Source organism: Rhizobium sp. BK212, from assembly GCF_014197475.1.
Lineage (GTDB): Bacteria > Pseudomonadota > Alphaproteobacteria > Rhizobiales > Rhizobiaceae > Rhizobium > Rhizobium anhuiense.
In genome coordinates, this window is the sequence record NZ_JACIFS010000014.1 from 26,017 (window position 1) to 40,735 (window position 14,719).

General features: G+C 62.3%; 9 protein-coding genes. All 9 read left to right on the forward strand.

What is annotated here, in order from left to right:
• The first annotated feature begins 148 nt into the window (after positions 1 to 148).
• The 9 genes from FHT79_RS30130 (at position 149) to trxA (ending at position 14,695) form a co-directional block, all read left to right on the forward strand.
• Positions 149 to 550: a PTS sugar transporter subunit IIA gene (locus tag FHT79_RS30130; RefSeq protein ID WP_003544139.1), complete on the forward strand. Its 402-nt coding sequence runs from the start codon at positions 149 to 151 to the stop codon at positions 548 to 550.
• 9 nt (positions 551 to 559) lie between these two features.
• Complete coding sequence (locus FHT79_RS30135; protein ID WP_003544133.1) at positions 560 to 835, forward strand: HPr family phosphocarrier protein; 276 nt, start codon at positions 560 to 562, stop codon at positions 833 to 835.
• Between the two features lie 274 nt (positions 836 to 1,109).
• Positions 1,110 to 2,510 (forward strand): adenosylhomocysteinase, encoded by a 1,401-nt coding sequence (gene ahcY / locus FHT79_RS30140; protein ID WP_047616091.1) that lies wholly within the window; start codon positions 1,110 to 1,112, stop codon positions 2,508 to 2,510.
• Positions 2,511 to 2,713: 203 nt separating this feature from the next.
• Positions 2,714 to 5,299 (forward strand): PAS domain-containing sensor histidine kinase, encoded by a 2,586-nt coding sequence (locus tag FHT79_RS30145; RefSeq protein ID WP_132574508.1) that lies wholly within the window; start codon positions 2,714 to 2,716, stop codon positions 5,297 to 5,299.
• Complete coding sequence (tsaE, locus tag FHT79_RS30150; RefSeq protein ID WP_183904627.1) at positions 5,296 to 6,813, forward strand: tRNA (adenosine(37)-N6)-threonylcarbamoyltransferase complex ATPase subunit type 1 TsaE; 1,518 nt, start codon at positions 5,296 to 5,298, stop codon at positions 6,811 to 6,813. Before FHT79_RS30145 ends, tsaE begins: the two co-directional genes overlap by 4 nt.
• A 13-nt stretch (positions 6,814 to 6,826) precedes the next feature.
• Entirely contained in the window at positions 6,827 to 7,558 is a 732-nt protein-coding gene (locus FHT79_RS30155) for a nucleotidyltransferase family protein (protein WP_132574506.1), read from the forward strand.
• A 3-nt stretch (positions 7,559 to 7,561) separates the two neighbouring features.
• The gene (addB, locus tag FHT79_RS30160; protein ID WP_183904628.1) at positions 7,562 to 10,756 is read left to right on the forward strand and encodes a double-strand break repair protein AddB; all 3,195 of its coding nucleotides are present in this window, start codon (positions 7,562 to 7,564) and stop codon (positions 10,754 to 10,756) included.
• Positions 10,749 to 14,300 carry a double-strand break repair helicase AddA gene (gene addA / locus FHT79_RS30165; RefSeq protein WP_183904629.1) on the forward strand — a complete coding sequence of 1,184 codons (3,552 nt, stop codon included), beginning with the start codon at positions 10,749 to 10,751 and terminating at the stop codon, positions 14,298 to 14,300. The genes addB and addA overlap by 8 nt, the downstream gene beginning before the upstream one ends.
• A 74-nt stretch (positions 14,301 to 14,374) precedes the next feature.
• The gene (gene trxA / locus FHT79_RS30170) at positions 14,375 to 14,695 is read left to right on the forward strand and encodes a thioredoxin (protein ID WP_063473894.1); all 321 of its coding nucleotides are present in this window, start codon (positions 14,375 to 14,377) and stop codon (positions 14,693 to 14,695) included.
• The last annotated feature ends 24 nt before the right edge of the window (positions 14,696 to 14,719 follow it).

Genomic DNA, 14,719 nt, shown 5'->3' on the forward strand with positions numbered 1-14,719 from the left:
CCTTCCGGATTGGTCAATCTGCCTTATATATTCGCATTTTTATCTTGCACTTCGGCTTTTCATAGCCAAGATGTGCCCCCACCGGTGGACGTAATTGCTGCATTGCGATATTGGGGCCACCGATTGCGTATATGGGAGCAGTAATATCATGATCGGACTTGTGCTTGTCACTCATGGCAAGCTGGCTGAAGAGTTTCGTCATGCTGTCGAGCACGTCGTCGGTCCTCAGAAATTCATCGAGACGGTCTGCATTGGCCCCGAAGACGACATGGACCAGAGACGGCAGGACATTCTGGAAGCCGTTTCCGGTGCCGATGACGGCCATGGCGTCGTCATCCTGACTGACATGTTCGGCGGCACGCCGTCCAATCTCGCCATATCAGTGATGAGCAGCGGCCATACCGAAGTCATTGCCGGCGTCAACCTGCCGATGCTGATCAAGCTTGCCGGCGTACGCGGCGAGAACAACATGGAGAAGGCCCTGGTGGAGGCTTCCGAAGCCGGGCGGAAATATATCAATGTCGCGAGCCGTGTGCTCAGCGGAAAATAACGGGCCTTCATGACATCGCTCTCCCGGGAACTCCTGATCATCAACAAGCGCGGTCTTCACGCGCGCGCCTCCGCCAAATTCGTGCAGATGGTCGAAACCTTCGATGCAGCCATCACCGTTTCCAAAGATGGAATGACGGTTGGCGGCACTTCCATCATGGGCCTGATGATGCTTGCGGCCAGCCCCGGCTCTAGCGTCGTCGTCTCGGCGAGCGGCAGTCAGGCCGAGGAAGCCCTGGAGGCGCTGGATCAGCTGATCCAGAACAGGTTCGGCGAAGAAATGTGAGCTCCGGCCGAGCTCATATAAACATATAAAGACTTCTTTATATCCTTATTGCCATCTCAGACGAAGCCTGCTAAACGGCGACATGCCGTGCGCTAACGCGCGTTCGCATCGAACTTGGTTCATGCAATGCACTTTAGCTCTTCGTCGTTATGCCTGTCGTTGTCCCGGAACCGCTGCACTTCCAGGCGACATGCATGAGCACGCGGCCCATCCGTCGCGCGGTCATCTTCGCGCCTGCGCCAATTTTGAGACGTTTTTCAGCCTGGAGACCTCTATGAGCACTGAAAAAGATTATGTCGTCGCCGATATCGGGCTTGCGGACTTCGGCCGCAAGGAAATTACGATCGCCGAAACCGAAATGCCGGGGCTGATGTCCTGCCGCACCGAATTCGGCCAGGCAAAGCCGCTGAAGGGCGCGCGCATCACCGGCTCGCTGCATATGACCATCCAGACGGCCGTGCTCATCGAAACGCTGGTCGCGCTCGGTGCCGAAGTCCGCTGGGCCTCGTGCAACATCTTCTCGACGCAGGATCATGCCGCTGCCGCGATCGCCGCTGCCGGTGTTCCGGTCTTCGCCATCAAGGGCGAGTCGCTCGAAGACTACTGGGTGTATACCGACAAGATCTTCCAGTGGGCCGATGGCGGCCTTTCCAACATGATCCTCGATGACGGCGGCGACGCCACTATGTATATCCTGCTCGGCGCCCGCGCCGAAGCCGGCGAGGACGTGCTGTCCCATCCGCATTCCGAAGAAGAGGAAATCCTCTTCGCGCAGATCAAGAAGCGCCTTGCCGCTTCGCCGGGCTGGTTCACCAAGCAGCGTGATGCCATCAAGGGCGTTACCGAAGAAACCACGACGGGCGTCAATCGCCTTTACCAGCTCAGCCAGAAGGGCCTGCTGCCCTTCCCGGCCATCAACGTCAACGACTCCGTCACCAAGTCGAAGTTCGACAACAAGTATGGCTGCAAGGAATCGCTGGTCGATGGTATCCGCCGCGGCACCGACGTGATGATGGCCGGCAAGGTTGCCGTCGTCTGCGGTTACGGCGACGTCGGCAAGGGTTCTGCCGCATCGCTTTCCGGTGCCGGCGCCCGCGTCAAGGTGACCGAAGCCGATCCGATCTGCGCCCTGCAGGCCGCCATGGATGGTTATGAAGTCGTCCTGCTCGAGGACGTCGTTTCCTCGGCCGATATCTTCATCACCACCACGGGCAATAAGGATGTCATCCGCATCGACCATATGCGTCAGATGAAGGATATGGCGATCGTCGGCAACATCGGTCACTTCGACAACGAAATCGAAGTCGCTGCGCTGCGCAATCTCAAGTGGACCAACGTCAAGCCGCAGGTCGACCTGATCGAATTCCCCAAGGGCAACCGGATCATCCTTCTTTCCGAAGGCCGCCTGCTCAATCTCGGCAACGCCACCGGCCATCCGTCCTTCGTGATGTCGGCTTCCTTCACCAACCAGACGCTGGCGCAGATCGAGCTCTTCACCAAGCCCGACCAGTATTCCAACAAGGTCTATATCCTGCCTAAGCATCTCGATGAAAAGGTCGCGCGCCTGCATCTCGACAAGCTCGGCGTGAAGCTGACCGAGCTTTCCGAGGAACAGGCTGCCTATATCGGCGTCTCGCCGAAGGGCCCGTTCAAGTCCGACCACTACAGATATTGATCCGACCGTTAATATCCACAAGATGTAGAAGCCGCGGCATTGACAAATGTCGCGGCTTATTTTTTGGACGCTCCCTTCCCGCCGATTCCCTTCCGAAGTATTGTTTTAAGACTTGATTCGTGGCGCCGGACCCCGTCCGACCGCTGCGAAAATGGGATGTCTTGTCGTAATGCGGCACATTGAAGGACGGAGACATACCGCGGATGTCGGAAATGAAAAGCAGCCTGCCCGGTCAGGCGGATGATGGCGCTTGCGCCGGTCGCCGCCCGCTCATGGCAGGCCAAGGATATAAATCTGCAACGGCACACGAGGCCGCAAAGCAAGAGCATGGACCATTGGCGCGCTTCCTGAAAACCTGCGCGGCCGGTACCGCGCTTGCCGCGTTGGCGCGGCCGGTTCTGGCACAGACGGAGCAGCAGGCGGCGGCCTCGGCCCACCTCTTCACATCCTCGCAAGTCGTCGGCGTTTCCGTCGTCATCGGCGTCATATCGGCGGCACTGCTTTCGACGCTGTGGCTCGTGCGCCAGCGCGGCAATCTGGAAAACGAGAGCCGGGAAATCCGCTCGGCACTCTCTGACGCCCAGCAGCGCATTTCCCAATACCAGGCTCTGATCGCCGACAAGAATCGGCGGATCGTCATCTGGGACGGCAATGCCCGCCCTGAACTGCTCGGCCAGCTTCCGCCCGAGACCGGCGCGCCGCAGGACGGCGAATTCCTGGCCTTCGGCCTGTGGCTGAAGTCACGTTCGGCCTCCGAACTGGAAAAGGCGATCGATCGGCTGCGCGACGAGGCACAGAGCTTCGACATGGTGGTCGAAACCATCCGCGACGAAATCCTCGAGGCGCAGGGCCGGGTTTCCGGCGGGCGTGCCTTCGTCCGTTTCGTGGCGCTCAACAATCTGCGCGCCGAACTCGCAGAGCTCCGGATCGAGCGCGACCGGCTGATGACCTCGATCTCGGCCTTCCAGACCATGCTCGACGCGATCGACATGCCGGCCTGGCAGCGCGACCCGGTGGGGCGCCTCACCTGGGTCAACCAGGCTTATGGCGAGGCGGTCGAAGCGCGCTCGCCGCAGCAGGCGATCAATGAAGGCCGCGAGATGCTGACTACCGTGGCGCGCGAGCGCATTCGCGCGACGACGACGCCGGAATCGCCCTTCCACGACACGATCTCGACGGTCGTGCGCGGCAACCGCACATTCTTCGACGTCGTCGACGTCAGGGTTCCCGGCGGCTCGGCCGGCATCGCGATCGATGTGTCCGACGTAGAGGCCGTGCGCGCCGAATTGGAGCGGACGCTGAAGAGCCATGCCGAGACGCTCGATCATCTTGCCACTCCCGTTGCCATTTTCGACGGCGACCGCCGCCTGCAATTCTACAACCAGGCCTTCGTGGCGCTCTGGCAGCTCGATATCGCCTTCCTCGAAGGCCGGCCTGACAATAGCGAGCTGCTCGAGCGGCTGCGGGCAGCCAAGAAACTGCCGGACCAGCTCAACTGGAAAAGCTGGAAGGAAACCGCGCTCTCCGTCTATCGCGCGCTCGACACGCAATCCGATCTCTGGCACCTGCCGAACGGTCAGACGCTGCGCGTCTTCGCGACTGCCCATCCCCAGGGCGGCGCCACCTGGGTGTTCGAAAACCTGACCGAGCAGGTCGATCTCGAAACGCGCTACAACACGCTGGTCAAGGTACAGGGCGAAACGATCGACCATCTTTCCGAAGGTGTGGCGGTGTTTGGCCCTGACGGACGCATCCGCCTTTCGAACCCGGCCTTCCGCGCGCTCTGGGGGATCACGGAAACCGAAGCCAAGCCCGGCACCCATATTCGTGCGCTGGGCGAGGCCTGCGCGCCGTCTTATGACCGGCCGGACGGCTGGAAGGCCTTCGCCGAACTGATCACCAGCTTCGACGACGAACGCCGCTCGGGCCAGGGGACGCTGGAACTCTTCTCCGGCCTCGTGCTCGACTACGCCGTTATCCCGCTGCCGAACGCCCAGACCATGCTGACCTTCGTCAACATGACCGACAGCGTGCGGGCCGAGCGCGCGCTGACCGAGAAGAACGAAGCATTGCGCAAGGCCGACGAGCTGAAGAACGACTTCGTCCAGCACGTGTCCTACGAGCTGCGTTCGCCGCTGACCAACATCATCGGCTTCACCGATCTCCTGCGCACGCCGGGCGTCGGCCCGCTGACCGAACGGCAGGCCGAATATATCGACCACATCTCGACCTCGTCCTCCGTTCTCTTGACGCTGGTCAACGATATTCTCGACCTTGCGACCGTCGATGCCGGCATCATGCGCCTCAACTATGCGGATATTGATCTCAACGATCTGCTCGACGACGTGTCGATGCAGATCGCCGATCGTCTCCAGGAAAGCGGCGTCGCACTCGAAATCACCGCACCCGCCTATCTCGGCTCGATCGTTGCCGATCCGCAGCGGCTGAAACAGATCCTGCTGAAGCTGCTTTCCAATGCGGCGAATTTCTCGCCCGAAGGCAGCTCGATCTCGCTGGAATGCCATCGCGACGGCACGGATTTCGTCTTCTCCGTCAGCGATCGCGGCCCGGGCATCTCGCCTGACATGATCGCCACCGTCTTCGACCGTTTCGCGACGGGAGCGAAAAGCGGCAAACGCGGCGGCGCCGGCCTCGGCCTTTCGATCGTTGACAGCTTCGTCAGCCTGCATCATGGCGACGTGACGATCGACAGCGAACCCGGCAATGGCACGACCGTCGTCTGCCGTATTCCCTCGGTCGATGTACCGCATTCCGCCGCCGCCGAATGACGACCGGCGATGCAATCTCGCTTTTTCTGGAAGACGAGGCGGCCACCCTCCGCCTCGGCGAAGATTTGGCGCTGGCCCTGAAAGCCGGTGACTGCCTTGCTCTTTCCGGCGATCTCGGCGCGGGGAAATCCTCGCTCGCCCGCGCGATCCTGCGCGCCATCGCCGATGACGAGGAGCTCGAAGTCCCGAGCCCGACCTTCACGCTGGTGCAATCCTACGACCTGCGCATCCCCGTTTCTCATTTCGATCTCTACCGGCTTGGCGATCCGGCCGAACTGATGGAACTGGGCTTCGACGAGGCTCTGCAAAACGGCATCTGTCTCGTCGAATGGCCTGAGATGGCCGAGAGCGAACTGCCTGCGGAGCGCATCGCGCTGACGCTGGAACATGAAGGTAATGGCCGCCGGGCGACAATCAGAGCTACCGGTGCGCAAAATTCACGCATCCGTCGTGTCCTGTCGATTCGCGATTTCCTTGACGATGCTGGTCATCCCGAAGCGAGGCGTCGCTTCCTGACCGGCGATGCCTCGTTACGTGCCTATGAGGCGATCTATCCGAAGGCCGAAAACCAGCGCGTCATCCTGATGGACTGGCCGCCGCTTGCCGAAGGACCGCCGGTTCTCGACGGCAAACCCTATCCCAAAGTCGCGCATCTCGCCGAAAACGCCTATCCCTTCGTGGCGATCGCCGATGTGCTGCGCAAGGACGGCTTTGCGGCGCCCGAGATCTACAAGGTGGATTATAACAAGGGTATTCTGCTGATCGAAGATCTCGGCAGCGACGGCGTTCTGGATGCCCGGGGCCAACCTATTGTCGAACGCTATCGCGAAAGCGTTGCCTGCCTTGCCAAACTGCACGCCCTAAAGTTTGCGCAGGACATCCCTGTTGGAAAGGCGCATGTCCATCATATTCCTGATTTCGACCGCACGGCGATGAAGATGGAGGTGCGGCTGGTGCTCGACTGGCACCTGCCCTGGAAGCGTCAGGGAGTACCGGCAACGGAGGAAGAGCGGGCGGATTATCTGGCGATCTGGGATAGGCTCATCGATGAGCTTGCATCGGCCGAGAACAACCTGCTGCTGCGCGACTTCCACTCGCCGAATATCATCTGGCGACCGCAGGCGACGGGCATCCAACGGATCGGCCTCATCGATTTCCAGGACGCAATGATCGGCCCCACGGCCTATGATCTCGCCTCGATCGTCCAGGATGCGCGTGTGACGATCGAGCCGGATCTCTTCCAACAATTGATGGCTGACTATCTGACGCTACGCCACGCACAGGGCGGTTTCGACGAAACCGGATTCATGAAGGCCTGGGCGATCATGTCGGCGCAACGCAATTGCAAGCTTGCCGGCCTCTGGGTGCGGCTGTTGCAGCGCGACGGCAAGCCGGGTTATCTGAAACACATGCCGCGCACGCTCGCCTATCTGAACGTCGCGCTCGAGCATGAAACGCTTGCCCCCTTGCGCGATTGGTGCGCAAGGGCTGGAATAGGCCAGAGCGAATCATAAGTTCCGAATCAGGATGACCATCAGACAAGCCATGGTACTGGCCGCGGGTCTCGGAACCCGCATGCGCCCGATCACCGACACGATCCCGAAGCCGCTGGTGAAGATCGACGGCAAGCCGATGATCGACTACGCGCTGGATTCGCTGGTGGCGGCCGGCGTCGAACGCGCCGTCGTCAATGTTCACCACCACGCCGAACAGATGCTCGATCATCTCGGGAATTATCGCGGCCTCGACATCGTCATTTCCGACGAGCGTGACGCGCTGATGAATTCCGGCGGCGGGCTGGCGAAGGGGCTCGGCCTGCTTACCCGCGACAATATTTTCGTCATGAATGCCGATCTCTTCTGGATCGGCGAACAGCCGGGGCGGCCGACGAACCTGCAACGCTTAGCCGGCTTCTTCGATGCCGACCACATGGATATGGCGCTGCTTTGCGTTGGGATCGAAGATACGACGGGTCACAACGGCAAGAACGACTTCAGTCTGGCGGCCGATGGCCGGCTGGCGCGTTATCGCGACGATCCATCCAATCCCGTCGTTTATGCCGGCGCCATCGCCATGAACCCATCGCTGTTCGACGATGCGCCGAAGGATGCCTTCAACCTCAATATCTATTTCGACAAGGCGATCGCGCGCGGACGACTTTTCGGCATGGTGCTCGAAGGCCATTGGCTGACTGTGGGAACGCCGGAGGCGATCGGCGAGGCGGAAGAAACGATCCGACGATTGCGGGCGTTCGCTTAAGCCATGGCGGAGCGGCACCAGCCACGCATCCTGACAATCCCGGCGGGTCTCTCCTTCCTGAAAACGCTGGCGACGACGCTTTGCGACGGCCGGCTGACGCCACTCTTCCGGCACGAGGCCGATGATCCGCTATCGCTGGCCAAGGTAACAATCTACCTGCCGACACGGCGCGCCGTGCGCGTTCTGCGCTCTGAATTCGTCGATCTGCTCGGCGGCCGCTCGGCGATTCTGCCGGTCATCCGTCCGCTCGGCGAAACCGATGACGACAGCGGTTATTTCGACGAGGCACTGCCGGCTACGATCGATCTCGCCCAACCATTGTCGAATACCGCCCGTCTTCTGGAACTGGCGCGCCTGATCCTCGCCTGGCGAAACAAGCTGCCTGAGATCGTCCGCCACATTCATTCGGACTCGCCGCTCGTCGCACCCGCAAGCCCGGCGGATGCGATCTGGCTCGCCCGCAACCTGGCGGAACTGATCGATTCAATCGAAACCGAGGATCTCGACTGGTCGGAGCTGTCGAAACTCGACACCGGCGACTATGCCGCCTGGTGGCAGCTGACGGCAGAATTCCTGCAGATCGCCAGTGCTTTCTGGCCGGAGCGGCTTTCGGAACTCGGCAAATCCTCGCCGGCGCGGCACAGAAACGCCATTCTCCGGGCCGAAGCAAGCCGGCTTTCGGGGACGAAACCCGCTGGGCCGATCATCATCGCCGGTTCGACGGGTTCCGTTCCCGCCACCGCCGATCTCATCGCCGCCGTCGCCAATCTGCCCGAAGGCGTCATCGTGCTGCCGGGCCTCGATCTCGTCATGCCCGAGAACCACTGGCAGATGGTCGCGCCGGAACCGGCGCCCGGCCAACATGCCAATCCGGCAAGTCGCAGCCATCCGCAATATGGCCTGTCGTCGCTGCTCAAGCGGCTGAAGCTGACGCGTGCCGACGTAACGCCCCTCGACGGACCGGAGGGCGATCTTGACCGGCGCGCCGAAATCCTGTCTCGAGCCCTCGCCCCATCGGAGGCGACCAGTGATTGGGGGGCATGGAAGAGCGGCCTGCCCGAGGGCACCCTGCCTTCAGCCTTCGCCGATGTTTCGCTGATCGAAGCCGCCAACGAACGCGAAGAAGCAACCGCGATTGCCATCGCGCTCCGGCTTGCACTGGAGAGGCCGGGACAGGACGGCGAGAGCCGGGCAGCACTCATCACGCCGGACCGCAATCTCGCGCGGCGGGTCATGGCCGAGCTTTCCCGCTTCGGCATCCTCGCCGACGATTCGGCGGGTACACCGCTTGCGGCCATGCCGCAGGGCACCTTGCTGCAATTGCTGCTCGAGGCAGCGCTGCGACCGGGCGATCCGGTGGCGATCGTCTCTTTGCTCAAACATCCGCTTGCCCGCTTCGGCCTGGAACGTGACGCATTGATTTCCGCTACCGAGGCGCTCGAGCTGCTGGCGCTGCGCGGCGGCGTGGCCGAGGTGGATATCAGCACGCTCGAGCCGTTGCTCACCCACCAACTTGCCGAACAGGCGCTGGACAGGCACGCGCCGCAATGGCGCAAAGCGCTTTCGCCTGATGCAGCCGACGCCGCAAACGACCTTGCCCGGCGGGTCACGCAGGCGACCGAGCCACTGGCGTCGGCACTGATGCGACACCGGCCGGAAGATCGCGGGAGAACTCTGAGCTTCACATTGTCCGAATGGGCGGAGCGCACCGGCCGTTCGCTCGAAGCGGTCGCGGTCGATCCGCAAGGCAATCTCGCCGATCTCTGGTCTGGTGAAGCGGGAGATGCACTCGCCGCCCTGCTCAGCGAGGTGATCGACACGGACGGCCAGATGGAGGCCGACGGACCGCAATGGATCGACATCATGGCCGCCCTTGCCGCCGGTCATGCCGTGAAGCCGCGGGCGCTCAGCCATCCCCGCCTCTTCATCTTCGGCACGCTGGAAGCCCGCCTGCAGAGCGTCGATACGCTGATCCTCGGCGGCCTGAACGAGGGCACCTGGCCGGGGCAGACCGCCAATAACCCCTTCATTCCACGGATGATGAAGACGGAGATCGGCCTCGAACCGCCGGAACGACGCATCGGCCAGCTGGCGCATGATTTCGAGATGGCAAACGGCACGCGCCATCTGATCTATTCGCGCGCGCTGCGCCAGGGCTCGACGCCGACCGTCGCCTCGCGCTGGCTGCAGCGGCTGCTGGCGCTCGGCGGAGAGGCGTTCGAAGCGGAATTGAAAGGGCGCGGCAACCGGTTCCTGCAATGGGCCGGCCTCATCGATCGGGGAGATAGCCAGACGCCGGCGCAACGACCCTCGCCGAAACCGCCGCTGGCATTGCAGCCGAAATCCTATTCCTTCAGCGAAGTCGGCCGGCTGCGCCGCGACCCCTACGCCATCTATGCCCGCCGCATCCTGCGTCTCGACCCCGTCGACGCGTTCAACCGCGATCCGGGTGCGGCCGAACGCGGAACGCTCTACCACAAGATCGTCGACCGGTTCATCCGCGAGGCTCATATTGCCGGGACACCGGATGCGGCAGCGGCCATGGAGCGCATCCTTTCCGAACTTTTCGACATGGAGCGGCTACCGCCGCATATCGATGCCGTCTGGCGGCCGCGCTTTCGCGAGGTGGCCCGCGCCTTCCTCGAATGGGAGGCCGGACGGCGGCATGGCATCCTGAAAACGTTGACGGAGGTGCGGGGCGGTATGGAGCTGGAGCCGATCAATATCCGGCTCACTGGCGTCGCGGACCGGATCGACATAACAGGACCACACTCGGCCGACATCATCGACTACAAGACCGGCTACAATCCCTCGCCGGCGCAGGCGCGCGTGCTTCTCGATCCGCAGCTTGCGCTTGAAGCGGCGGCCTTGAGCGCCGGCGCCTTCCGCGATGCCGGCAGCCGCGTGCCGCAAGACCTGCTCTATGTGCGTCTGCGACCCGGGAGCCGCTTCCAGGTCGATACGGTCAACAACGAAAACTCTGCCCGCAGCGACAAGGCGAAATCCGCGATGGATCTCGCCGCCGAATCGATCGATCAACTGGTCAAATTCGTGGGTTTGCTGCAATCCAGCGAAAGAGGTTTTACCGCGCGGCTGATCCCGGCCCAGCAATTCGATTTCGGCGGCGACTACGATCATCTGGCCCGCGTCTCCGAGTGGTCGACGGCCGAAACCGAAGAGGGCGGCGGCGATGAGTGATGTGACCGCGCTTCCCACCGACGACGATCCCGGCGCCTGGATCGGCTGGACGACCATCCAGCAGGCGATTGCCTCCGATCCGCTGCGTTCGGCGTGGGTTTCGGCCAATGCCGGCTCCGGCAAGACGCATGTGCTGACACAGCGCGTCATCCGGCTGCTGCTGGCCGGTGCGCGGCCTTCGGCCATCTTATGTCTCACCTATACCAAGGCTGCAGCCTCCGAAATGTCGAACCGGGTCTTCGAACGGCTGGCGGATTGGGTGGTGCTCGATGATGACGACCTTAGCCGGCGGATCATGCAGATCGAGGGTACGGCTCCCGACGGATTGAAGCTTGCCGAGGCGCGCCGGCTGTTTGCAAAGGCGCTGGAGACGCCCGGCGGGCTGAAGATCCAGACGATCCATGCCTTTTGCGAGGCGCTGCTGCATCAATTCCCGCTGGAGGCCAACGTTGCCGGGCATTTCTCGGTCCTCGACGATCGCGCGGCGGCATCCCTGCTTTCCGATGCGCGTCGGGCGCTGCTGACGGCAACGGCGCCGGAGAAAGACAGCGCCCTTGCCGAGGCATTCGCCTACGTGCTCAATCTCGGCGACGAATCCGGGCTGGAGAACCTGCTCGGCGATATCGTCGCCAACCGCAACGCCATTCGTCGTTTCACCGCGACGGCCGAACAGCAGGGCGGTATGGAGATGGTCCTGCGCCAAAAGCTCGGCCTTGCCGAAGGCGACACGGAAAGCCGGATCGCGGCGCAATATTGGCCTTTGCCGGAGCTTTCGGGCGGCATGCTGGAGCTTTATCTGTCGCTGGCCGACCAGAAGGGCGGCGCGAAGGCGCAGGAGGTTGCCTACGGCCTCAGGCTCGCCGGGCGGGAACGCGACGACGCAAGGCGCGCTGAATTTCTTGAGAAAATTTTTCTAACAGCCAAGGGCGAGCCGAAGGCGGACTCGCAATTCTCGGTCAAGGCGATGCTTGCCGAGGCACCCCAGCTGGCGGGCGCCATCGCCATTGCCCGCGCGCATGTCGCCGCAAGCCGCGATCGGCTGAAACTGATGCGGATGTACGGCGCCACGCATGCAGCACTCGTGCTCGCCGCCCGGCTGAATCACGACTATGAAGAGCTGAAGAAGCAGCGCAGCCAGCTTGATTTCGAGGACCTGATCACCCGCACCGCCGACCTTTTGACGAAAAGCGGCGTCGGCCCCTGGATCCACTACAAGCTCGATCGGGGTATCGATCATATCCTCGTCGACGAGGCGCAGGATACCAGCCCGATCCAGTGGAGCGTCATACAGTCGCTCGCCGAAGATTTCTTCGCCGGCGAAAGCGCCCGGCCGATCGTGCGCACGCTGTTTGCCGTCGGCGACGAAAAGCAGTCGATCTATTCCTTCCAGGGGGCGCGGCCCGAGCGTTTTTCCGAGGAAAGCGACCGAACGCGGCGGCGCGTGTCCGATAGCGGACAGAGCTTTTCCTCCGTCCGATTGCCGCTGTCGTTCCGCTCGACCGCCGACGTGCTCGAGGCCGTCGACCATATTTTCAAGACACCCGAGAACGCGCGCGGCCTCAGCGCGCTCGGCGAGCCGGTCGTGCACCGCTCCAGCCGCATCGGACATCCTGGCGCCGTCGACCTCTGGGAGATGGTCGCGCCGGAAACGGTGGTGAAGGAGGAAGACTGGACGGCGCCCTTCGACGCGACGCCGGAAAGCGCGCCGGCCGCAATCCTCGCGCGGCGGATCGCCCACTCGATCGGCACGCTCGTCGGCCGCGAGACGATCGTCGACAAAGGCAAAGAGCGCCTGATTGAAGCCGGCGACATCCTGGTGCTGGTGCGCAAGCGCGACGCCTTCGTCAATGCATTGACGCGCGCCTTGAAGCGCTGCGGCGACATTCCCGTCGCCGGCGCCGACAGACTGGTGCTGACCAGCCATATCGCCGTGCAGGATCTGCTGGCGCTCGGCCGTTTCCTGCTTCTGCCGGAAGACGATCTTTCGCTCGCCGCGGTGCTCAAGAGCCCACTTTTCGATCTTTCCGAGGACGACATCTTTGCGATTGCCGGCCTGCGCGGCGATAATGAGAGCGCCTGGAGCCATCTCAAAAGCTTCGCCGCCGACGGCACCGAACGCTTCCGCGTTGCCGTCGAAAGGCTGGAATTGTTCCTCCGGCAGTCCAGAAGCCTGTCGGTTCATGATTTCTATGCCCGTGTGCTGGGCAGCCATGGCGGGCGACGACAATTCCTTGCCCGTCTCGGCACCGAGGTCAGCGATATTCTCGACGAATTCCTGACCTTCACGCTCGACCACGAGAGCTCCGGCCTTCCCGGTCTGCAATCCTTCATCTCGACGCTTGAACTCGAAGCACCCGTGATGAAGCGTGAGCAGGACAAGGGGCGCAACGAAGTGCGGATCATGACGGTGCATGCTTCCAAGGGTCTTGAAGCACCGATCGTTTTCCTGGTCGACGGAGGTTCGAAGGCCTTCACCCATACTCATCTGCCCAAGCTTCGCCTGATCGAGACGGACGCCGACGAGCCGCCGATGCCGGTCTGGGTTCCTGTCTCCGATCTTTCCAATTCGCTGACGCAGGACGATGCGGCGCGGATCCAGATGCTGGCGGAAGAAGAATATCGCCGGTTGCTTTATGTCGCCATGACGCGTGCCGCCGACCGGCTGGTCGTCTGCGGCTATCGCGGCGTGCGCGTAAACAACGACACCTGGCATATGATGATCTCGACGGCACTGAGCGACGATCATCCACTTGTGGAAGCGACCACATTCTCCGGTCCCGATGGGGAATGGCCGGGCATCAAATGGCGTGTGCCGCGGGTGGAACGAAGCTTCGAGCGTGTCAACCGCAGCGAGGAGCGTGACAACGAGGAGAGTTTGCCGGACGGCCTGTTACGGCCCTTGCCACCGCAGGCTGCGCTGCCCCGGCCGCTCAGCCCCTCCGGCGCCGGCACGATCATCGATGAAGACGAGGGCGGGTTGCTGGTCGTTTCGCCGCTGTTTACCGAGAAGCCGCGCAGCGATCGTTCACTGGAGAAGGGCAGACTGATCCATCGCATGCTGCAGGCGCTTCCCGACATTCCACCTGCCGAACAGCCCGATGCGGCGAGCCGTTATGCCGAACGGGCGGCTCGTTTCTGGCCGGAAGGCGAACGGCGCAAGCTTGTCGATTCGGTTCTGAAACTATTGGACGAGCAGGGCCTGCAGGACGTCCTCGGTGCGCAGGCCCAGCCCGAGGTCTCGATCATGGGAACGCTGACGCTCGAAGGCCGGCGCTATGCCGTCTCCGGCCGCATCGACCGGCTTGCCGTCCTTACCGATCGCGTCGTCATTCTCGACTACAAGACCAACCGGGTGCCGCCGGCAACGGAAGAGGCCATCCCCTTCGCGCACAAGGCGCAGCTCGCGATCTATCGCGAGATCCTGGCGCCGCTCTATCCTGATAAGCGGATCGACTGCATGCTTGTCTATACCGAGAACGCCTCGCTCTACACGCTGAGCGAAAAGGCGCTCGGTTTGGCGCTTGCAGGAGTCAAGACAAAGTGAAATACCGGACATTGAAAATTCGGCGCCGCACCATCACATGTGGTTCAACATCCAATTCGGTAAAGGAGCAGCCCATGGCTACCGTGAAAGTCGATATCAATAACTTCCAGTCGGAAGTTCTGGAATCCGCAGAACCCGTCGTCGTCGATTTCTGGGCTGAATGGTGCGGCCCGTGCAAGATGATTGCACCGAGCCTCGAAGAAATCGCCGTCGAGCTGGAAGGCAAGGTCAAGGTCGCCAAGCTCAATATCGATGAGAACCCGGAACTCGCCGCACAGTTCGGCGTGCGCTCCATTCCGACCCTTGCGATCTTCAAGGGCGGCGAAGTTGCCGATATCTCTGTCGGCGCCAAGCCGAAGACCGCCCTTTCGAACTGGATTTCGAACGCTGCCTGATTGATATCGCCCTGATGATATCGC

Coding starts and splice junctions, on each gene's coding strand:
- trxA (WP_063473894.1), top strand. CDS start 14,375: ATGGCTACCGTGAAAGTCGATATCAATAACTTCCAGTCGGAAGTTCTG.
- addB (WP_183904628.1), top strand. CDS start 7,562: ATGGCGGAGCGGCACCAGCCACGCATCCTGACAATCCCGGCGGGTCTC.
- FHT79_RS30155 (WP_132574506.1), top strand. CDS start 6,827: ATGACCATCAGACAAGCCATGGTACTGGCCGCGGGTCTCGGAACCCGC.
- FHT79_RS30130 (WP_003544139.1), top strand. CDS start 149: ATGATCGGACTTGTGCTTGTCACTCATGGCAAGCTGGCTGAAGAGTTT.
- addA (WP_183904629.1), top strand. CDS start 10,749: ATGAGTGATGTGACCGCGCTTCCCACCGACGACGATCCCGGCGCCTGG.
- tsaE (WP_183904627.1), top strand. CDS start 5,296: ATGACGACCGGCGATGCAATCTCGCTTTTTCTGGAAGACGAGGCGGCC.
- FHT79_RS30145 (WP_132574508.1), top strand. CDS start 2,714: ATGTCGGAAATGAAAAGCAGCCTGCCCGGTCAGGCGGATGATGGCGCT.
- ahcY (WP_047616091.1), top strand. CDS start 1,110: ATGAGCACTGAAAAAGATTATGTCGTCGCCGATATCGGGCTTGCGGAC.
- FHT79_RS30135 (WP_003544133.1), top strand. CDS start 560: ATGACATCGCTCTCCCGGGAACTCCTGATCATCAACAAGCGCGGTCTT.